This is a genomic window from Shewanella sp. BF02_Schw (assembly GCF_014596695.2).
In the GTDB taxonomy this organism is placed as follows: domain Bacteria; phylum Pseudomonadota; class Gammaproteobacteria; order Enterobacterales; family Shewanellaceae; genus Shewanella.
The window spans coordinates 1-21,212 of the sequence record NZ_JABKAW020000004.1; the positions used below are offsets into that span (position 1 = coordinate 1).

Consider the following 21,212-nt stretch of genomic DNA (forward strand, 5'->3'; position numbering starts at 1 on the left):
GACGGTTGACTCTCAATCAATAGAAAGTGACCAGTCACGCCAGATGACTAGTTCATTCTTTATTATAAGCAGCGTCCGCACTGCCACCTTAAGATGAAGGCTTTTGCTGTAATGCAAAGGCCTTTTTCGTATGTAAAAATCAACCGCGACATTTCTGTTTCATTAAGCGGCAATAGGCCTTGTAATTTCTCCGACATTATTTTGTATTGTCTTTCATTTTTGATAATACTTTAATACATTGAATCAATATCAAAATAATCAATTTAGCTATTTTTGAGATATTACTGTTGAGTTGTTGTAATTCATTAAGTCTTTTATTGGCTAATTTTGGATAAATGCGATCTATTGTCTTGCCATTCACATATTGCTCCCCTAACTTAAGTGCCAATAGCATGGGATTAGGAATAATGATGAAGTTAGAAATGATTTGTACTGGTGAAGAGGTACTCTCTGGCCAAATAGTCGATACCAATGCTGCTTGGGTTGCGAATACTTTGATGGAGTTAGGTATCGAGATGCAACATCGAGTGACGGTTGGCGATCGAATGGATGACCTTGTTGCTGCATTCCAAGAGCGCAGTAAGCATGCTGATGTCATTATTGTTAATGGTGGTTTGGGGCCTACTAGTGATGATATGTCTGCGTTAGCCATGGCGAAAGCTAAAGGTGAAGACCTTGTCGAAAATGTGCAATGGCGTGAACATTTGGAAGATTGGTTTACGCGTAATAATCGTGTAATGGCCAAGAGTAATTTAAAGCAGGCTTGGTTACCAGCTTCTGCTGTGATGGTAGATAATCCTGTTGGGACAGCATGTGGCTTTAGAGTGAAGCTGAATAACGCATGGTTATTCTTTACTCCAGGCGTGCCGTTTGAATTAAAGCACATGATCACTGAACAGTTTATTCCGTTTATTACTCAAGAGTTTGGTGTACAACAAAAATCGGCTTTAGAAAAATTACTTACAATTGGTCACGGTGAGTCATCATTAGCAGATACATTGTCAGACATCACTTTGCCACAAGGCATTGAGTTAGGTTATCGCTCATCTATGCCACACATTGAAATTAAGATTTTTGCTCGTGGTGAAAAAGCTATCCGTCAGCTACCTGATGTAACAAAGCAGGTTAAAGCTTTATTAGGTTGTGCGGTTGTTGCTGAAAATCGGCCAACATTAGCAGCAGAGATCCATCATCGATTATACCAATCTGGTTTTAGTCTTAGTGTGGCAGAGTCTTGCACAGGTGGCATGATCACCTGTCAATTGATCGACTTTGCAGGGAGTTCATCGTACTTGCATCATGGTTTAGTGACGTACAGTAATGAATCTAAAGTGAAAGTGCTGGGCGTTAATCCACAGATCTTAGATGATCATGGTGCAGTGTCTATTGCTACTGTTGAGGCGATGGCGCAAGGCGTACGAGGTATTCTTGATAGTGATTATGCTTTAGCTACTAGTGGTATTGCTGGCCCTGACGGAGGCTCAGATGATAAGCCCGTTGGAACAGTCGCTATAGCATTAGCAACTAAACATGGCGTATACAGTCAAATGGTCAAGTTACCAAAGCGCTCACGTCAGCTTGTGAGAAGTATGAGTACTGCAATTGCTTACGATATGCTTCGTCGTGCACTACTTGAAGAAGCCGTTATTGTTGATTACCCGTCGATACCTAGATTCGCCAAGTAAGTGTATTTCTAGCTTGCTTACCATTGGTGTAAGCAAGCTAGATTTAATGACTAGGCTGTAAGGTCATCAGGCAATTGACTGTTTTTCGCTTTTTGATAAAAGTAAGCAACCGTTAATAAAATAACGCCAATCAAAATAAAGGCGACGATTTTTTGAATTAATTCAAATGACGCCATATCAACAACAATCACTTTGATACATGCCAAAGCAAATAGTAATGCTGCTAGCCTGACTAGGCTTGCTTGTTGAGGCCGTAAGCTTATAAACATCACCACACTAGCATGCACAACTAACAGCACTGCACTCATTGGTGCAGCAATAATTAGGTCGAATTGATAGCTCCACAGTAAATAACTTATCACCAATAAAGCATGCCAAGCCCACTTAAGCGTGACATAAGAGATAATTTTTCTGTGTGATCTAATACCTAATCTTGCTGTTAACAAATAACGACCTAATAAAATCAGCACTCCAAGCTCTGCTAAATTGGTCAGAACATTATCAATATTAAGGGTGAGTTGTGTTTCGCTGTGAAATAGGATGGGTAAAATGGCACAAGCAAAAATAGCAAAATACGCCAAGCTATAACTTGGTGCTAAGGCCTGCTTAAAATGTTGACCTATGCGTGTGTTTCTTTCGGTAATAACACTAAAATATCCACAGATGATTAACGCTGTTATTGCCCATGATGGATGGATTAGGTTAGTGAGAGTTTGACTTAGTACGGCTATGACTAAGGCAATATAATATGGAGCAATGTGCCATTGTAGCGTAGTAATTTGCTGCCACTTTTTTGGTAATTGTACATAGCGTACACTAATTAATCCGAGTAATAGCAATCCTATTGTTAATGCAGCAAGTCCTTGCCACAATTCTGCTAGGCACATTGCTGCTGTAACTATGGTTGCTAATACCGTGAGTATTTGCGACTCATAGCGAAGACTCTTGTGATTAATAAAGTAAGCCAAACCTAGACTCATCATACTGCTTAACCATAATGAGATAGCAATGTAGTCAGGATAGCTGCGTATGACTTTGGGCAATAATAGTAATGGTAGCGTGAGATAACATGCTAACTGAACATAGTAAGCAACGTGGATTAACTTGGCATTGGCATAATATTTTTTGTACCAATAATACGCCAATAGTAATCCGATAAAGAGTTCAAAACGGGCTAATTTAGCGTTCATTGCTTGGTCGGCAAAGCTAAGGCTATCAGCGTCTATCATGCCAAAAATAACTAACCCTAATAACGGTAGTTGCAATAACCAGGCTAATACTTCGCTAAAACGTAGGGTGTGTTTAGCACTCATGTACAGTAGTAAAAAGCTGATTAATGGTAATGTATTAAGCCAATATTGCTCGGTGATAAAGAAGCTAATGAGTAACAAGGTTACTGTATAGAGCACTCCAAGTAACTCGCGGATAAACCGTACTACTAGGTGTTCAAATTGCATTAAATCAGCTTGATGGCGGCTAAGAAGCTTTTGTGCTGCAAAAGTCATTGCACAGGTAAGTGCCATCGATAAGCTCAATAATGCTTGATACCCTAATAGGCTATCATTGTCATAGCGTGACAGAGCTAGCACATCAAAGACGTTAGCAAAGCTGCCGATTATGCCTAGTACGAGTAAGACATAGGCTTCTGCTCTAATAGGGCTAAACAACTGTTTACAGCCAATCCACAGTAACAATAATCCCTCTAATAACAGCACTAAACCCATCAGTTCGACGCTGAGTAAAAACAGTGCGGCAAAACAAGCAAAGCTTCCGGCAAAAGCCAAGGCTAGGGCACTAATATCTTTATCGCGTTTAATTACCCAATATAACAACCCACACAGCAATGCATTAAGTGCAAATAGCTCACCAGCAAAAATGCTCCACTCCGTTAGGGTGTAGAGAGTAAAAACCATAAGTGCGATTGGAACCGCTAGCAGCCTTGGTGTTAATGCAGACTTGATGACAAATAATAAGCTGGCAATACTGTAGAGGTAGAACAGCCCATTGATCATTAATACTGCTAGGCCGGTTTGCCAATCAATGACAGACAGCGGCAATTGAATAAATAAGCTGAGTATTTGTATGCAAGCTATATGGAGTAAGGCGGTAATTTCGATGAGTATTGGCCAAGCTAATTTGTGGCTTTGTACCATCGAGAAAATACCGATAAGCATTAAATAAGGCAGGTATAATAGCGGCGTTTGGCCACCATCAAGTAGCATCAATGGCGCGAGTGATCCGCCAAGTAAAGCGACAATCGCGACAACTTTGGTGTCGAGTTTAAACGATAAGCTATAACCCAATATCGTATTAAGCAATAACAAGCCAAAGCAGGCAATATCAGGAATAAGATTAAAGTACGGTCCAAGGAAATATAGGCACAAATAATTAAGAATAAACCCAAGGCCAACTAGGCCTGAGCCGAAGTCTTGCATTCCTGAGCGTTTTTGCCGAATAAATACTCCACCAACAATAATACTATTTGCTACGCCTAAACCTAATAACGCTTTACCCAGTTCTGAAAACCAGTTGTTAATTGAAAACTGCAGTAAATAACCAAAACCTAATGTCAGGGTAATAATGCCTGCAACCGTCATCAAAAATACAGGCCCTAACCCTTTACTTTGATAATGCTGATAGAATTCTTTTGCTTGTTCGGTTAACCCAGAAATGGGAGCAAATGCTGACGCACTGAACTCACCGATAGCGTCAGCTAATTGAGTAACCATCGCACTTAGGGCACTTTGTCTAGCGGGTGACTTTGTGACTACCGAAGTTTGTTGTTCTGATAGAGATGATGTTAACGCTGAATGACTTATATCTAATGGTTGGCGCTCCCAAGCAGAAGACGAGTATTGAGGTTTATCGGCTACGATACTGCCGCCCGAATCGTTTTCTCGACTCTCATGCACTGGGGCATGTAAGTTTTCAGCAGGCAAGGCTATCGGTTGTTCATTATTATTTTGCGCTTGTACCTGTTGGGCCAAAGCATCAAGTTGTTGACTGAACTGAGCCAATTGTCTATTTACATCGGCCTGTTGAGCGCCTTGCTGTGAAGTAAACTCCGCCAGTTGTGCTTTTAGTTTTGCTACGTCATCCATTAACGGCATCATTTATCCCATGATTATTATGCACTCCAATATTGCCAAGTTATTGTACGTGGTTCTGATTGATTAGGAAATGCTCAGTTTTCTGATACTTGAGATGTTTAGCCTTTATTTTCGATGTGCATGTAGATGAGTTTGAAGCAATAAAAAAGCACCCTAAGGTGCTTTCTGCTACTACGATTATAACGTTAAAACTTAACCACCAGTTTGCCCTGTTGTACGGCAATTTCTTTGGTCATTTTAGCCATTAGCGCTTGATTACTGTCGCGAGTGTCTAAGGTATACACTGGCTGGTTTTCAAGGTAATTACGTAAAAATCCCATTAGTTGTGGTGTTGCCTGGCTGATGTATCGTTCAATATCAGCGGGTTCAGACTCAACCTTGACTAAGTTTAACTGTCGAAGATAGACACTCTTGGTATTACTGTCATACCAAGGCACTGCCTCAAAAGTCGTTTTCAGCTTTGCATGGATCGGCAAAAGTGGGTTGTTAACTGTGATCACTGTTGCTGCTGTCACTGCCATAGTATTTGGCTTAGCGCCCAACACGACCTGCATATCATTTAGCTTAAGTGATACACCAATTAACTTGTTGCCCTGTTTTACCTCAAAATGCATGTCTTTATTCAGGTACTGCTCAATTTCAGACTCGGTGATACTGTACTGACTGGCACAGCCAGTTAGTAACAATAACAATCCAAGTCCAAGGGTTTTAACCAAGGTTATCATCCAGTGTTTCTCATTCCTGCTGCAACGCCGGCAATGGTCAGCATAAGTGCTAGCTGAACATCTGCAGACGGTTCAACTTCTCTACGTGTACGGGCTAATAGCTCGGTTTGTAAGAAGTTAAGTGGATCTATGTAAGGGTTGCGCAGTTTAACAGACTCACGGCTCCAAGGCGTATGTGACATTAACTCTGTCGCTTGGGTTAATGATAATACTGCTTCAATACCCAATTGCAGACGTTGACGTAACTTCTCGCCTAAATGATGTAACTCTGGCTTCACTAAACATAGCTCGTAGTACTTGGCTAAGTTAGGTTCTGCTTTGGTGTAAACCATTTCGAGCATTGAAATACGAGTTTCAAAGAAAGGCCATTGCTCTTCCATTTCACGCAATAATGCTAACTCGCCACGATCTGCCGCATCTTGTAATGCTTCGCCAGCACCAAGCCAAGCGGGTAGCATTAAGCGGTTTTGTGACCAAGCAAAAATCCACGGAATCGCGCGTAAGCTTTCAATACCACCATCAACTTTACGTTTAGCTGGGCGACTGCCTAGTGGCAACTTACCGAGCTCAACTTCTGGTGTGGCAGATCTAAAATACTCAACAAAGTCCGGTTCTTCACGTACGATGCCGCGATAATGCAGTACTGATTCTTCAGCAATACGCTGCATGCAATCACGCCACGATTTTTTAGGCTCCGGTGGTGGTAACAATGTCGCTTCTAATACCGCTGAGGTATATAGCGCTAAACTTTGTACCGCTAATTTTGGTAAGCCAAACTTAAAGCGGATCATTTCGCCTTGTTCTGTCACACGGATGCGACCATCTACCGAACCTGGTGGTTGCGATAAAATGGCTTTATGAGCTGGTCCGCCCCCACGGCCGATAGAACCGCCACGACCATGGAACAACATCAATTTAACGTCAGCTTTTTTACACACAGCAACTAATTGCTCTTGTGCGCGATACTGTGCCCAGGCTGCTGCCATCACACCAGCATCTTTGGCTGAGTCAGAATAACCAATCATCACTTCTTGCATGCCTTTGGTGTAACCACGATACCAATCAATATTTAGTAGCGAAGTCATACAGTCAGCGGCCCCCTCTAAGTCAGCGAGGGTTTCGAATAATGGCACTACGCGCATTGGATTAGTGCAACCGGCTTCTTTTAGCAGTAATAATACGGTTAATACGTCAGATGGCTTGCTGGCCATTGATATCACATAAGAGCCCAGTGCATTAACAGGCTGCTGGGCGACTAAGTTGCAGGTTCTGACAACTTCAGCGACATCATCCGTCGGTTTCCAATTTGTTGGGATCAGTGGACGTTTGCTGGTTAACTCGCGCAGTAAAAACGCTTGTTTTTCATTTTCGTCCCAATGGTTGTAATCACCCATGCCCAAATAACGAGTCAGTTCAGCAATCACGTCACTATGGCGGGTAGCATCTTGACGAATATCTAGGCGTAACATGTGAATACCAAAACACGCTAAACGACGTAATATGTCGAGTAACAGGCCATTGGCAATCAGCTTCATACCGCAATCGGTCAAACTCTTATAAAGCAGTTCAAGCGGTTCAAGCAAATCTGATTTATGCCAAATTAGCTCGCTGGTATCAACGTCAGGTTTTTTACCTTCAAGACGTGCATTAAGGTAATCGATGGTGTCACGTAATTGGCAGCGTAATTTGCGTAACACATCGCGGTACGGTTCTTTACTGTTATCTGTTAACGCTGACAATTCAGCATTCGCTTGTTCCATCGACAATTCGCCAAGCAAGCTCACAATATCTTTTAAGTACAATCTTGCTGCGGCATGACGATTGCGATCGAGTACTTCTTGGGTGACGAGAGACGTTACAAACGGATTTCCGTCGCGGTCTCCGCCCATCCAGCTTGAAAATCTCACCGGAGAGACATCAATAGGTAATTGCTGGCCGGTCTTTTGCTCAACTTGATCATTGAGTTGACGCAGAAAGTCAGGAATAGCTTGCCACAAAGACGTTTCGATAGTGCTTAAACCCCAACGTGCTTCATCTACAGGAGTTGGGCGTTCGTTACGAATTTCGTTGGTGTGCCAAATTTGGGCAATAAGCTGACGCAGACGCAGAGTGCTTTGTTGGCGTTCGCGATCCGTCAGTTGGCTGTTTTCTTGTTCCGTTAAGCAATCAACTACAGCCGCATATTTTTGAATTAGCGTGCGGCGTGAAATCTCGGTTGGATGCGCTGTTAATACTAAATCGATGTCTAAGTTTTTTAAGCTCTTAATTACATCTTTTTTATCTAAATCAGTATCAAGCATGCGTCCAAGTAGTTGCTCTACTGGATCGGGCACACACACGAGTTCGTCGCAATTACGGCTAATGGTGTGAAATTGTTCTGCGATATTGGCTAAGTTTAAAAATTGGTTGAAGGCTTTGGCGAAAGGAACCAGTTCTTCGTCTGGTAAAGCGGTTAATAATGCCAACATTTGCTCGCGAGAGGCTTCGTCACCCTGGCGAGATTTTTTTGCTAAAATTCGAATTTGTTCTACTTTTTCTAAAAATGCATCACCTAAATGGTTTTGCATTGTTTCGCCTAATATCTGGCCTAAATGCCCCACATTTGATCGAAGTGACGCATACATATCTGCCGTTTGCTCTGTCATACTTACTCCCGAAAAAAAGAACGATTTTGCCAATAACTCTTACATCACAATACCCAGCGTATCAAAATCGGTCAATACGCAGGCACTGTATTTTGTAATTTTATTTCGTAAAAAAGTTACATTTTGATTTAACTTTCACCGATTATTGATGTTTACTTAATGCAGGCATGAAAAATCATTTTTTTGATCAATTCTACCGTTGGCGTTAAGTATTCTAAGCCAATAAATTCATCTGGTTGGTGGGCCTGGTTAATACTGCCCGGCCCAAGTACTAAAGTTTGGCAACCTAGTTTGTTGATATAAGGTGCTTCAGTTGAATAGTTGACCACTTCTGCTTCGTTGCCAGACAATTCTGCAACGAGTTTGGTCCATGGATTATCTGCTTTTCCTGCAAACGATTCTGCGCCTGGGTACAAAGTACTGACACTTATGCTGCCAGGATACTCTTTACTGATGTCAGATAAGTAGTTCAACACCATTAATTCCAGATCCGCTAACTCCATTCCCGGTAAAGGGCGAATATCTAAGTGTAAATCACAACAACCACAAATACGGTTAGCGGCATCACCGCCATGAATATGGCCAAAGTTCATGGTTGGGTAGGGTACAGTAAACGCATCTTCGCGATAGTTCTCGCTTAAGTGCTGCTTTAGCTTCATTAATTGGCTAATGACTTTATGCATGACTTCAATAGCATTTAAGCCGCGAGCAGGATCAGACGAATGGCCACTTCGACCAATTACGCGGATCCCTTGGGCTAAATGCCCCTTATGCATATAGACAGGTTTTAAGCTGGTGGGTTCACCAATAACCGCATAATCAGGTGCGATAACTTTTGAGTCGGCAAATGCTTTAGCGCCGCTCATGGTGGTTTCTTCATCTGCACTAGCAAAAATAGTCAGCGGACGTTTGAATTGATCAAGTGGCATGTCTTTTAATGCTTCGAGTACTAATGCAAAAAAGCCTTTCATGTCGCAAGTGCCTAAGCCGTACCAACGATTGTCTTTTTCAACCATCTCAAATGGACTTTGGCTCCAACGGCCTTCGTCAAAGGGCACGGTATCTGTATGGCCCGCAAGTAAAAGCCCACCACTGCCGCTGCCGATTCTGGCAATCAAGTTCTGTTTATTACGTGAGTCTTCTACCGTGGGGGTTTCGCATTCAAAACCCAGCTCACTGAACCAATTTTGCAACAAGTTGATAACTGCATGATTACTCATATCGTGTTCTGCTTCGAGTGCACTGACTGATGGCGCTGCAATCAGCTGTGTAAAACAACTTTTTAGATCTGGTAGTGTGCTCATGGGTTATCCTAAAAAATAATATGTAAAATACTTATTCACATATATTGCATAATTAATATTGTGTGATAGTCTAGCAAACAGCATTAACCGACACCATAAATAGAACGATAGAAATGAAAATAAACATGTGCTTTCTTACTGCTAAAACCACTATATCAATAATCAACGCGAACTTCCTGCGACGATAGTCCAAAATTAGGCGGCCCCCGTCTAAATAGGCTATGCTGACACTTTCTCTCATTATTTAACAAGAAAACAAACTTATGAAAAGCATCGCAATTATTGGCGCCAGTGGTTATACCGGTGCACAAATTACCTCGTTAATTAACGCAGACAGCAACTTCAGCGTTCAAGGGTTGTATGTGTCGGAAAACAGTTTAGATAAAGGCCGTAAATTAGCCGACCTTTACCCTACATATAGTCACATGGCTTATACGCTTTCGCCGTTATCAGATGACGCTAAAAAGAAAATTGTTGCCGAAGCCGATGCCGTGGTTTTAGCGACTGAGCATTCAGTTAGCCTAGAGCTTGCCGCATGGTTTTACCAGCAAGGTTTAGCGGTATTTGACTTAAGCGGTGCATATCGTTTTGCCGATGTGGCGCAATATCCAAAATGGTACGGTTTTGAACATACTCACCCTGATGTATTAGCTCAGGCGGTGTATGGCTTAGCAGAGTGGAACAGCGAACAAATTAAACAAACAAGAATGATTGCTGTACCAGGTTGTTATCCTACGGCATCACTTACTGCACTAAAACCGCTTAAACCATTCTTAACTGAAATGTATCCAGTCATTAATGCCGTGAGTGGTGTAACAGGTGCAGGTCGTAAAGCACAGTTACATACCAGTTTCTGCGAAGTTAGCCTTACGCCATACGGTGTATTGGGTCACAGACATCAGCCTGAGATTGCGACACATTTAGGTCAGGAAGTTATTTTTACGCCGCATTTAGGCAACTTTAAGCGTGGTATTTTGGCAACCATTACCGTGCAACTAAAACCAGGCACTACAGAAGCCGATGTCGCTAAAGCGTATAGCGTGTACGACAACGCGCCAATAGTGACAGTAAAGCACAATCAATTCCCTAAAGTTGATGATGTGGTTAACACCCCCAATTGTCATTTAGGTTGGAAGTATGATGCCAACAGCGGTTATTTGGTGGTCGCCAGTGCGATAGACAATTTAATGAAAGGTGCTGCTAGCCAAGGTCTACAGTGCATTAAAATCCATTTCGGTGTGTAATTAACTCGCATTAGTTAAGGAATAAAAATAATGGCTACAAAATCAGTATTAGTCTTAAAAGTCGGTGGTGCGTTGCTTCAATGCGAAATGGGCATGGCGCGTTTAATGGCTGCAGCAGCCGAAATGCTTGCTGCGGGTCAACAAGTCATATTAGTCCATGGCGGTGGTTGTTTGGTTGATGAGCAATTAACCGCTAATGGCAAAGAAACGGTTAAATTAGACGGTTTACGTGTTACGCCAGAAGATCAAATTCCTATTATTGTTGGTGCGCTAGCAGGTACCTCAAACAAAATTTTACAAGCAGCTGCAGCGAAAGCTGGCATTGTTAGCGTAGGCATGAGCTTAGGCGACGGCAATGTTGTTACTGCAAAAATCAAAGATGAGCGTTTAGGACTCGTAGGCGAAGTTGAGCCAAAAGACGCGACCTACTTAAACTTTATTTTAAGCCAAGGTTGGATGCCAATTTGTAGCTCGATTGCCATTTCTAGCCAAGGTGAAATGTTAAACGTCAACGCAGATCAAGCCGCAACAGCCTTAGCAAAATTAGTTAACGGTACGTTGGTGTTATTGTCAGACGTATCGGGTGTGTTAGATGGTAAAGGTCAGTTAATACAGAGTTTAAACAAAAGTGAAATTGAACATCTTGTTGCCCAAGGGGTGATTGAGAAAGGCATGAAAGTCAAAGTAGAAGCCGCATTGGAAGTTGCTCAATGGATGGGTAAACCCGTGCAAGTTGCTTCATGGCGCGATGCCGAACAGTTAAAAACCTTAGTCAAAGGTGGGTCCGTCGGGACTCAAATACAACCTTAATGGAGTAGTAGTATATGCAGCACCTATTGTCGATAAAAGAGTTAACTCAATCTCAGCTTTTAGCCATCATTGATCTGGCTAAAAAAATTAAGAATAATCCCGCTGAGTACCGTCGCGCCTTAGATGGTAAAAGCGTTGTGATGCTGTTTGAAAAGCCATCACTGCGCACCCGAGTCAGCTTTGACATTGGCATTAATAAATTAGGTGGTCACTGCTTATACTTAGACCAACAAAATGGTGCGTTGGGACAACGCGAAACGGTAGCTGATTTTGCGACAAACATTTCATGCTGGGCCGATGCTATTGTGGCAAGAACATACTCGCACACCACCATAGAACAATTAGCTCAACATGGCAGCGTGCCGGTGATTAATGCTTTGTCTGACTTGTACCATCCATGCCAAGCGCTAGCTGACTTTTTAACACTATCAGAGCAATTTGATGACGTAAGCCAAGCAAAACTGGCTTATGTTGGCGATGGTAATAACGTCACCCACTCACTGATTTATGGTGCAGCGATTTTAGGCATGACCATGACAGTGATTTGCCCTGAAGGGGCATTCCCTGATGCACTAATCGTGACAGAAGCTCAGGTGTTAGCAAAGCAAAATGGTGGCAAGTTAACTCTAAGTGCAGACATTAATGCCATTGAAGGCCATGATGCTATTTATACCGATACATGGATTTCTATGGGTGATGAAACACCGCTTGCTGACATTAAAGCCCGTTTTGCACCATACCAAGTTAATAGTGAGCTAATGGCTCAAGCTGGTGCTAAATTCTTTATGCATTGCTTGCCAGCACATCGTGGTGTGGAAGTGACAGATGAAGTGATGGATGGCGAAGGTTCATTGATTTTACATCAAGCAGAAAACCGCATGCATGCGCAAAATGCAGTATTAGTGACCTTATTAAGTTAGTCACCTTATTTAAGTTATTCAAAAGATTAAGTCAATAGTGCCTCTGGCGTTATTTAAATTGAAAATATACGTAATCGATTTTAGGAAATAAACATGTCTAATGCAGTGAAAAAAAACGGTGTTAAAAAAGTGGTATTGGCATATTCAGGTGGTTTAGACACCTCGGCTATTATCCCGTGGTTAAAAGAAACTTATGACGACTGTGAAATCATCGCATTTTGTGCCGACGTCGGCCAAGGTGAAGAAGAGCTCGTTGGCTTAACAGAAAAAGCCTTAGCGTCAGGTGCTTCTGAGTGCCATATCGTCGATCTAAAAGAAGAGTTTGTTGCTGATTATATTTACCCAACTATTGCAACGGGTGCTATTTACGAAGGTACATACTTGTTAGGTACGTCAATGGCGCGTCCTATTATTGCTAAAGCGCAAGTAGAAGTCGCGCGTAAAGTCGGCGCTGATGCGGTATGTCATGGTTGTACTGGTAAAGGTAACGACCAAGTTCGTTTTGAAGGTTGTTTTGCTGCATTAGCACCAGACTTAAAAGTGATTGCGCCTTGGCGTGAGTGGGAAATGCGTAGCCGTGAAGACTTATTGGCTTACCTTGCAGAGCGTGATATCAAAACCAGTGCTTCAGCGACCAAAATTTATAGCCGTGATGCCAACGCATGGCACATTTCGCACGAAGGTGGCGAGTTAGAAGATCCATGGAACGAGCCATCAAAAGGCGTGTGGACATTAACAGTAGCACCAGAAGATGCACCAAATGAGCCTGAATATGTCTCGTTAGCGGTTAAGCATGGTCGTGTGACTCATGTAAATGACGAAGCATTATCGCCATATGCTGCACTTATGAAGCTAAACGACATTGCTGGCAAACACGGTGTAGGTCGTATCGATATTACCGAAAACCGTTTAGTGGGCATGAAGTCTCGTGGTTGTTACGAAACACCAGGCGGCACCGTAATGTTTGCTGGTCTGCGTGCCATTGAAGAATTAGTTTTAGACAAAACTAGCCGTACGTGGCGCGAGCAAATTGCTGGGCAAATGTCGCACCTAGTGTACGACGGTCGTTGGTTTACCCCTTTATGTAAATCACTTATCGCAGCGTCAGAATCATTAGCAGAATCGGTTAATGGTGACGTAGTGATTAAGCTGTATAAAGGCCAAGCGACAGCCGTTAAAAAACGTTCGCCAAACAGCTTGTATTCAGAAGCTTTCGCAACGTTTGGCGAAGATGACGTATACGATCAAAAACACGCTGAAGGCTTTATCCGTTTATATTCTTTAGCGAGCCGTATTCGCGCGCTAAACACTAAATAGAGTAAACGGCAACGATATAAAGGCGCTGCAAAGCGCCTTTCTTATAATGACTTTTGGCAAACAGAGAGTCATTACAAGAAAGAGAATATTATACAACCTGAACTCGGGATAACAAACGACTCTCAAACAGCCCTTTGCCTTGCTAACTACGTTGAATCGACTTGCAATAGCTAGCTATTGACGCGTCAATTCGTCTTGTTAGTAAAGCAAATGACAAGTTTGATAGAGAGCAATGATTAAGATTTTGAGCTTTAATATTATCTTCTCATCTCTTATCCCGAGTTCAGGTTATCTACATTATTGAACGATAATTTCAAAACAGAGGATACCGACATGGCGTTATGGGGCGGAAGATTTCAGGGCGAAACCAGTGCACTTTTCAAGTTGTTTAATGACTCACTGCCAGTGGATTACCGCTTATTTGAACAAGACGTTGTCGGCTCTATTGCATGGGCAGATGCCATTGCTAGCGTCGGTATTATTACTGCAAAAGAATGTATCGATTTAAAAGCAGCGTTAAATGAGCTGCTGGTGGAAGTGGGTAACGATCCGCAAGCGATTATCAGCAACGGCGCCGAAGATATACACAGCTTTGTTGAACAAAAGCTGATTGCCAAAGTAGGCGATTTAGGCAAAAAACTCCATACGGGCCGTTCGCGTAACGACCAAGTCGCCACAGATTTAAAGCTGTGGTGCAAAAAAGAAGGTGCAGCATTACTCGCACGTTTAGGTACATTGCATGCAGAGTTAATTGCATTAGCCGAGCGTGAAGTCGATGCGGTTATGCCGGGTTACACCCATTTACAACGTGCACAGCCAGTTACTTTTGGTCACTGGGCGCTAGCTTATGTTGAAATGTATGAGCGTGATATTAGCCGCCTACAAGATGCATTAAGCCGTGCCGATTCATGTCCATTAGGTTCTGGCGCACTAGCCGGTACCGCTTATCCGATTGATCGCCACGCGTTAGCGGCAGCGTTAAACTTTGCTCGCCCAACCTTAAACAGTTTAGACAGTGTGTCGGATCGCGATCATGTGGTTGAATTATGCAGCGCCGCGTCAATCAGTATGATGCATTTAAGCCGCATGGCTGAAGACCTAATTTTCTTCAACTCTGGCGAAGCTAACTTTATCTCACTAGCCGATGAAGTCACTTCTGGCTCATCACTTATGCCACAAAAGAAAAACCCCGATGCCTTAGAGCTTATTCGTGGTAAAACCGGCCGTGTTTATGGCAGCTTAATGGGTATTTTAACGACCATGAAAGCCTTGCCATTGGCGTACAACAAAGACATGCAAGAAGACAAAGAAGGCTTGTTTGACGTAGTCGACAGCTGGGCTATTTGCCTAGACATGGCAGCATTAGTATTGTCGGGCTTAAAAGTGAATCGTCCACAAGCTTTGGTCGCGGCGCAACAAGGTTATGCTAACGCAACCGAACTTGCGGATTATCTTGTGGCTAAAGGTATGCCGTTCCGTGAAGCACACCATGTAGTGGGTGAGGTGGTGGTATTTGCCATTGGTGAGCAAAAGCCGATTGAAGACTTAAGCGTGGCTGAGCTACAGAAATTTGCCAACGTGATTAGCGATGATGTGTATCCAAACCTTACGATTGAAGCGTGTTTAGAAAAACGTGATGTATTAGGTGGCACCGCTATCAATCAAGTGCAAGCAGCCATAGCAGCTAAAAAAGCATAGCTATAAAAGTATAACGATAAGTACTTATTTCGATAGCATCGAGGTAGATATTAGTAACCAAGCCCTGTTGATATTCATCGGCGGGGCTTGTTTGTTTTCGCCACCATAAACCATAGCTAGAACACACTATAGAGCCGTCATTTATTTAACCATGCTGCGTATGCAGAGGTTGTGGTCGTTTGTATCGCTCTTATGTATTCAATTTAGGATCAATGCACATCACGCTATCACCACTCTAGCTATCGATTTTACTCATCGATATTACTCATCGATATTACTCATTGATATTACTCATTGATATTATTCATAAGATAGCCACGCCAACATTCGGTTAAATTTTTTTACAAGTTTGAGTAATTACTTAAAACATCTGTGTCAAATACCATAACGTCCCATTTGAGTTGTTATTGCCTACCGCTAAATATCGGAATGCTAGTCGGTTTAAATTGTTATCTGTTAATTCAAACACTCGGTCTATTTTGACAATAAATAGGCCGAATTTTTGTGGTTGCATTGTTTTGATTCTGCTCTATGTTGATGTTGGAGTTGTAATAAAAAGTCCAATATGAGTAACAAAATAATAAAGTTCTGTTAACAGTGCTGTTGGCGCTGCAGCAGATAAAATAAGAGGACAACCCAATGACAAAATCGATACTTTTACTGTTGGCTGGCTTATTAACTGGCGCAGCTCAAGCAGCCGTTGGTAGCTACCCAGTAGTGTTAGTGCATGGCTTTCAACCGGATAATTTACAAAGTAAGCCGACAGGTACACAGGTAACTGACAATGGTGCAGAGTACTGGGCGCAATATTGGCGTGATCGCGCTGATGCACGCATTGATTGGCCATCGCAAGAGCGTATTGCCAATAAAATAACCAGTCTATATGTGTGGCCTAAATTGCAACAGTTGTCGCGTGAGGGGACATGTGCCAGCGGTTGTGTATTTGTGACCCATTCTACTGGCGATTTAGTGATGCGCTATATTATTGATAACCAAGCGCTATGGTTGCAAAACGCAGGTTTAAAGCCGCTTAATATTGTCGCCACATTTGACTTTTCTGGCGCGGGTGGTGGGGTTGAATTGGCTGATTTGGCGGTTAATGTAGCCAGTGGTTCAGGTTTGATAGATGCAACATTAAAACTAGCTGTGTCGTTATGGTTAGGAGAACTGCCATCGTCATCCAATATTGGGGTATTGAATGATTTACGCGTAAATACTGCACGCCAATTGGCAGCGTTTCCCGAAAGCCGAGTGCCACGTTTACGTTTTGCTGGGGCAGGCTCTGACTTTCTCGGTGTGACAGGGGCATTTTTACCCGGCGAAGATGATGGCGTTGTTGCCAGCCATTCTAGTTGTGGTGCCGCGGCCGTTGGCAGTTACAACAGTTGTTCGCGCAGTGTAGCATTTGATGGCAAGCTCACCTCGACTAATGGCCCGAGCGGATTTATGCCTTATCACTATCCAATGTTGATGAGTGAAGGTTATAGCCATGGTGACACTATTTTAAATAGCGCTAAAGATGAAGTAACTTCTGCTAATAGTCGTACCAATTATCTCAATGGCGATAACTTACAATTCAGCACCTATGATGAAAAACGTGGCTGGTGGATATTTAGTTCACGTTATAGAGTGGTTAATCATTCGAACAAAACCAGCATGTCAGCACTTGTGTATCAGGCTGCTAACTAAGCGTATATGAAATATAAAAAAATCATTATAACAATATCCCTACTCGCTGCGGCAGTAGGGTTTTGGGTTTACACTTCTGAGTCGGCACTTGAGCCACCTCAGAGTGCTGCCGTTATCGAGCAAGATGATACAGCGCCAACCAAACTGAAAGTAGTAAAACACATGCAAACTAAAACGATGACCGTGGTTGAAAAGCTCCCACAGCCGATCAGTGATAGTTTTCAGCTTATGGCAGAGGCTTATGCTAGCGAACTTGAGTTGCCATCTTACTCAATGCCTTTATCGGTTGATGATACGCACTTACTTAACCCCAATGCTTACATTCCTCAGCCGGTGCAGCTCCAAGATGGAGCCAGTGCCAGCATAGTGTTGCCTAAGTATCGTTTTAGTTTTCCTGAACCAGTGGTTATTAATCTCGACGTTAATGGCTTGCTTGTTGCTGGGGCAAGTGCAGCATTACGTAGTGAGCTTACAAGTGGATCGGAGCCATTCATTAGCGGAACCATGCTAGGTGCCGATGGAAAATGGGCGATACAACTGAATGCTGAAGACGATTGGAATGGTCCAATGGAGGTCAGTGTTACCTTTAGCGCTAAGGGCAAAAAACAAACGTTAAAAACAGGCATAGAATATAGTCATCCTACGGCAACCATAACCGGAGTGGAGGATATCCGCGCTGAAGGCAGTGATATGTTGATACCAGTTAAATTGGATGTTGATCAAGCGGGTTATTATCGTTTACGGGCCAATCTATATACAGCAGATAAGCAGCCGATTGCCTTGCTAACGGGCTCAGACAAGCTGACTGAAGGCTCTGTGGTGCTGGATCTTAAAGCCTATAAAGGGGGGTTAGCGCAATATAAAGGCCCTTATGTTCTGAGTACATTTGTATTGGAGCGCCGCCCTGCAGTACCCGGTGAGTTAACTCAGTACGGCCACAGTGAGGAACCTGCCTACCAGTTAGGTGATTTTGCGGTTGAGTCGTTATCTGATGAGCCATGGCAACCCGATGAGCAAGAAATGCAGCGACTTGAGTTTTTGCAAAAAATGGCAACAGACTAGGGGGTAATCATTGTTGCTTACATTATCTAAAGCCCGCGTTAGCCAATAACGTGGGCTTTTTTATGCACAAATAACGTCAAAGTTGCCATGATTACTGCATTAATTCGTGCAAATAAGTAATGGAGGCAATGACTATAAAATAGATAATCTGCTTAGTTTCTTCGTTGTTGCAACAGTTTCAATGTATTTTTTGTAATCAGTTCTATACTAAAAATAGGTTCATTGTTTATTTAAGTAAAGACACTTTGATGATAATAAATTGAAATTGGGAGCAGATATGTTTTTAGATTATTTTGCGCTAGGGATTATATTTTTTGTCGTGATATTTATTTTTTACGGCATTATTGCGATTCATGATATTCCTTACGAGATTGCGAAAAAACGTAATCATCCACAGCAAGATGCATTGCATATTGCTGGTTGGGTAAGCTTATTTACATTGCATGCCATTTGGCCATTTTTATGGATTTGGGCCACGTTATATCGAGAAGATAGAGGCTGGGGATTTAGTGATTCGAGAAAGCGAGAATTGATACTCGAGGGTGAAGTTAAAGAGCTAATGAATCATGTCACAGCGTTAACGGATCGTTTGTCGCTATTAGAGCAACGTTCTGCTGTCACGACTCCTCCCGTTTCTGATGAACACTCACAAGAGGCCTAAGCATGGACTTACTACTGATACTGACTTATACCGCATTTTGTATCGCAGTTTTTAAAGTATTTAAAATTCCGTTAACTAAATGGACTGTGCCGACAGCTATTCTTGGCGGAATTGTATTAATTGGTACTTTATTAATTTTAATGAATTATAACCATCCCTATTCGAGGTTTGCTCGCGAGTATTTTGTCACTATTCCGATTGTGCCCGCAGTTAAAGGATTGGTTATCGAAGTTAATGTTAAGCCAAATACACCAGTAAAAGAAGGTGAGGTGTTATTTAAAATTGACCCTACACCTTACCTTTCAATGGTTAAGCAAAAACAAGCGGCGCTAAAGGAAGCAGAACTGCAAGTACCACAACTTGAAGCCGCTTTTCAAATAGCGGCAGCTAAAGTTGAACAAGCAACAGCAGATAAAGATCGTACAGAATCAGTCTATCGACGCTATGAAGACGGTCGCAAAAAAGCGGGGCGTAATTCACCGTTTACTGAGCTTGAGCTCGACAATCGTCGCCAATTATACATAGCTTCATCAGCGCAACTAGATGCCGCTTTAGCTGAAGGGCTGCGGACTCGTTTGGCATATGAGTCGAATATTGATGGCGTCAATACCAAAGTAGCAGGCCTACAAGCTGAACTCGCTAAGGCTGAATATGACTTACAGCAAACAGTCGTCAGAGCGCCTGCGGATGGTGTAGTGACTCAATTAGCGCTACGAAAAGGCGCTATGGCTGTGCCTTTACCTTTGCGCCCAGCACTGACGTTTATTCCAGATGAGACGAGATATTTTGCTGGCGCTTTTTGGCAAAACTCATTATTACGTCTTAAAGAAGGTGATGAAGCCGAAGTGATAATTGATGCCATGCCTGGACAAGTGTTTAAAGGCAAAGTTGCCAAAATACTCCCTGCTATGGCAGAAGGTGAAATTCAATTTAGCGGAAATTTACAGTCATCGAATAAGTTGTTTCAACGCGGTCGAGTATTGGTGTTGATTGAGCTAGAAGATGACGCAATAAGACAATCATTGCCAGCAGGTGTCGCAGGGCAAGTGGCTATTTATACCGATCATTTTAGCCATGTTGCGGTAATGAGAAAGGTATTATTAAGAATGCAGGGCTGGTTAAATTACTTGTTTACAGAAGGACATTAACCTCGATTTTATGAGCGCCAGGGTTTAAACGTTTTTCTCAATAATGGCGGCAAGGTGAAACCAAGTTATACAGTCTGTGCTTGCTGTACTTGGTTTCTGCCGCCGCGTTTGGCGCAATACATAGCCATGTCTGCTCGGCTAAAAAGGTCTTGTATTACCTTGTCTCCGGCGGTTAATGAACTTACGCCAATAGATACGGTAACCTTAATGTTGCTATTTGCTTGAGTGGTATGAAATGAGTGTTTGGCAATATGTTCTCGAATACGCTCAGCAATCATCATAGCACCTTCACCGTCGGTCATCGGTAAGATGATGGTAAACTCCTCACCACCGATTCTGGACAATGAATCTGATTGGCGCAGTAAATCACTGCATATTTGGGCAAACTGTTTAAGTATGCTATCTCCGCCCTCATGACCAAAATTGTCATTAATCACTTTAAAGTAATCGATATCGATAACCAACAAGGATAACTGTTGGTTAAATCTGATCGCTCTGGCACATTCTTGTTTTGCTAATTGGTTATATGAGCGACGATTATGCACCTCAGTTAGTTGATCTGTATTCACTAAACTTTCGATTTGTTGATGTGCTTGTTCTAGTGATGTTTGTGCCTGTTTTAGGTTGGTGATATCTGCGCCCATAATAATGGTGTAACCACTGTTTAAGTTAATCCTGGTCATTTTAAACCAACGCCCATCAGACAGATCTGTTTCATACTGGTTTAGAGCCTTTTCTGAATGCAGTTTATGCAGATTTTCCAGCCATTGTTCAAAATCATCAGTATTGATAATAACGCCTTGCTTAGTTTCCCAAGCGTGGCGTAATAAATCGCCTGATTTTTTGCCAATAGCATCTTCTGTGGTAGTGCCAAAGATGCTGGCGAAGTGCTGATTACAGTAGATAACTTCTTTATCTTGGTTGAGTACACCGAAACAATTTGGAGTGAGTTTTAATGCATCCAAGAGGATGGGCTCTAAATTGACAGGTGGACTTTGCGGCATAGGATACTCAACAATGTGACGATACTTGGGCATAATTATAAAGGAAAAACGTTACTTTTTGGTAACAAGCTAACCGGTGCTATGACTCTGCTGCTGGATGGACAAAGCTTGTCCACTGTTTTTATTGACATTTTTTAAATCGAGTAGGGGGAAATAAAATTATTTATCCCTCAGCCTAAAGAATGATAAC

General features: G+C 42.5%; 15 protein-coding genes. 10 read left to right on the forward strand and 5 right to left on the reverse strand.

The features are described 5' to 3' along the window. The first annotated feature begins 410 nt into the window (after positions 1-410). Positions 411-1,685, forward strand: a complete 1,275-nt coding sequence (locus tag HNW13_RS15260; RefSeq protein WP_192114177.1) for a CinA family nicotinamide mononucleotide deamidase-related protein — start codon at positions 411-413, stop codon at positions 1,683-1,685. A gap of 50 nt (positions 1,686-1,735) precedes the next feature. Here the strand turns inward: HNW13_RS15260 and HNW13_RS15265 are convergent, their stop codons facing one another. The 4 genes from HNW13_RS15265 to argE form a co-directional block, all read right to left on the reverse strand. Further along, positions 1,736-4,795, reverse strand: a complete 3,060-nt coding sequence (locus HNW13_RS15265; protein WP_192114178.1) for a DUF2339 domain-containing protein — start codon at positions 4,793-4,795, stop codon at positions 1,736-1,738. A 185-nt stretch (positions 4,796-4,980) separates the two neighbouring features. Continuing rightward, positions 4,981-5,520 carry a DUF1439 domain-containing protein gene (locus HNW13_RS15270; protein ID WP_162022032.1) on the reverse strand — a complete coding sequence of 180 codons (540 nt, stop codon included), beginning with the start codon at positions 5,518-5,520 and terminating at the stop codon, positions 4,981-4,983. Next, entirely contained in the window at positions 5,517-8,165 is a 2,649-nt protein-coding gene (ppc, locus tag HNW13_RS15275) for a phosphoenolpyruvate carboxylase (protein WP_101084816.1), read from the reverse strand. The genes HNW13_RS15270 and ppc overlap by 4 nt, the downstream gene beginning before the upstream one ends. Before the next feature lie 152 nt (positions 8,166-8,317). Then, positions 8,318-9,469, reverse strand: a complete 1,152-nt coding sequence (gene argE, locus HNW13_RS15280; RefSeq protein WP_011635680.1) for an acetylornithine deacetylase — start codon at positions 9,467-9,469, stop codon at positions 8,318-8,320. A 263-nt stretch (positions 9,470-9,732) separates the two neighbouring features. Between argE and argC the strand changes: the two genes are divergently transcribed. The 9 genes from argC to HNW13_RS15325 all read left to right on the forward strand — a co-directional run bounded on the left by argC (position 9,733) and on the right by HNW13_RS15325 (position 20,018). Beyond that, positions 9,733-10,713, forward strand: coding sequence for an N-acetyl-gamma-glutamyl-phosphate reductase (gene argC / locus HNW13_RS15285; RefSeq protein WP_101084817.1), 981 nt, complete (start codon positions 9,733-9,735; stop codon positions 10,711-10,713). A gap of 30 nt (positions 10,714-10,743) precedes the next feature. Continuing rightward, the gene (argB, locus tag HNW13_RS15290) at positions 10,744-11,523 is read left to right on the forward strand and encodes an acetylglutamate kinase (RefSeq protein WP_192113976.1); all 780 of its coding nucleotides are present in this window, start codon (positions 10,744-10,746) and stop codon (positions 11,521-11,523) included. 14 nt (positions 11,524-11,537) lie between these two features. Further along, positions 11,538-12,443 (forward strand): ornithine carbamoyltransferase, encoded by a 906-nt coding sequence (locus HNW13_RS15295; RefSeq protein ID WP_192113977.1) that lies wholly within the window; start codon positions 11,538-11,540, stop codon positions 12,441-12,443. A 93-nt stretch (positions 12,444-12,536) separates the two neighbouring features. Then, positions 12,537-13,760: an argininosuccinate synthase gene (locus tag HNW13_RS15300; RefSeq protein WP_101084820.1), complete on the forward strand. Its 1,224-nt coding sequence runs from the start codon at positions 12,537-12,539 to the stop codon at positions 13,758-13,760. 333 nt (positions 13,761-14,093) lie between these two features. Then, the gene (gene argH / locus HNW13_RS15305; protein ID WP_162022035.1) at positions 14,094-15,458 is read left to right on the forward strand and encodes an argininosuccinate lyase; all 1,365 of its coding nucleotides are present in this window, start codon (positions 14,094-14,096) and stop codon (positions 15,456-15,458) included. 639 nt (positions 15,459-16,097) lie between these two features. Continuing rightward, positions 16,098-17,147: a hypothetical protein gene (locus HNW13_RS15310; protein WP_192113978.1), complete on the forward strand. Its 1,050-nt coding sequence runs from the start codon at positions 16,098-16,100 to the stop codon at positions 17,145-17,147. Between the two features lie 6 nt (positions 17,148-17,153). After that, positions 17,154-18,209, forward strand: coding sequence for a hypothetical protein (locus tag HNW13_RS15315; RefSeq protein WP_192113979.1), 1,056 nt, complete (start codon positions 17,154-17,156; stop codon positions 18,207-18,209). A gap of 277 nt (positions 18,210-18,486) precedes the next feature. Further along, complete coding sequence (locus tag HNW13_RS15320; RefSeq protein WP_123778793.1) at positions 18,487-18,870, forward strand: DUF3302 domain-containing protein; 384 nt, start codon at positions 18,487-18,489, stop codon at positions 18,868-18,870. A 2-nt stretch (positions 18,871-18,872) separates the two neighbouring features. After that, positions 18,873-20,018, forward strand: a complete 1,146-nt coding sequence (locus HNW13_RS15325; RefSeq protein WP_101084825.1) for an HlyD family secretion protein — start codon at positions 18,873-18,875, stop codon at positions 20,016-20,018. Positions 20,019-20,083: 65 nt separating this feature from the next. On the opposite strand, the gene HNW13_RS15330 is transcribed toward HNW13_RS15325, so the two are convergent. Continuing rightward, positions 20,084-21,022 carry a diguanylate cyclase gene (locus tag HNW13_RS15330; protein WP_192113980.1) on the reverse strand — a complete coding sequence of 313 codons (939 nt, stop codon included), beginning with the start codon at positions 21,020-21,022 and terminating at the stop codon, positions 20,084-20,086. Positions 21,023-21,212 lie beyond the last annotated feature (190 nt).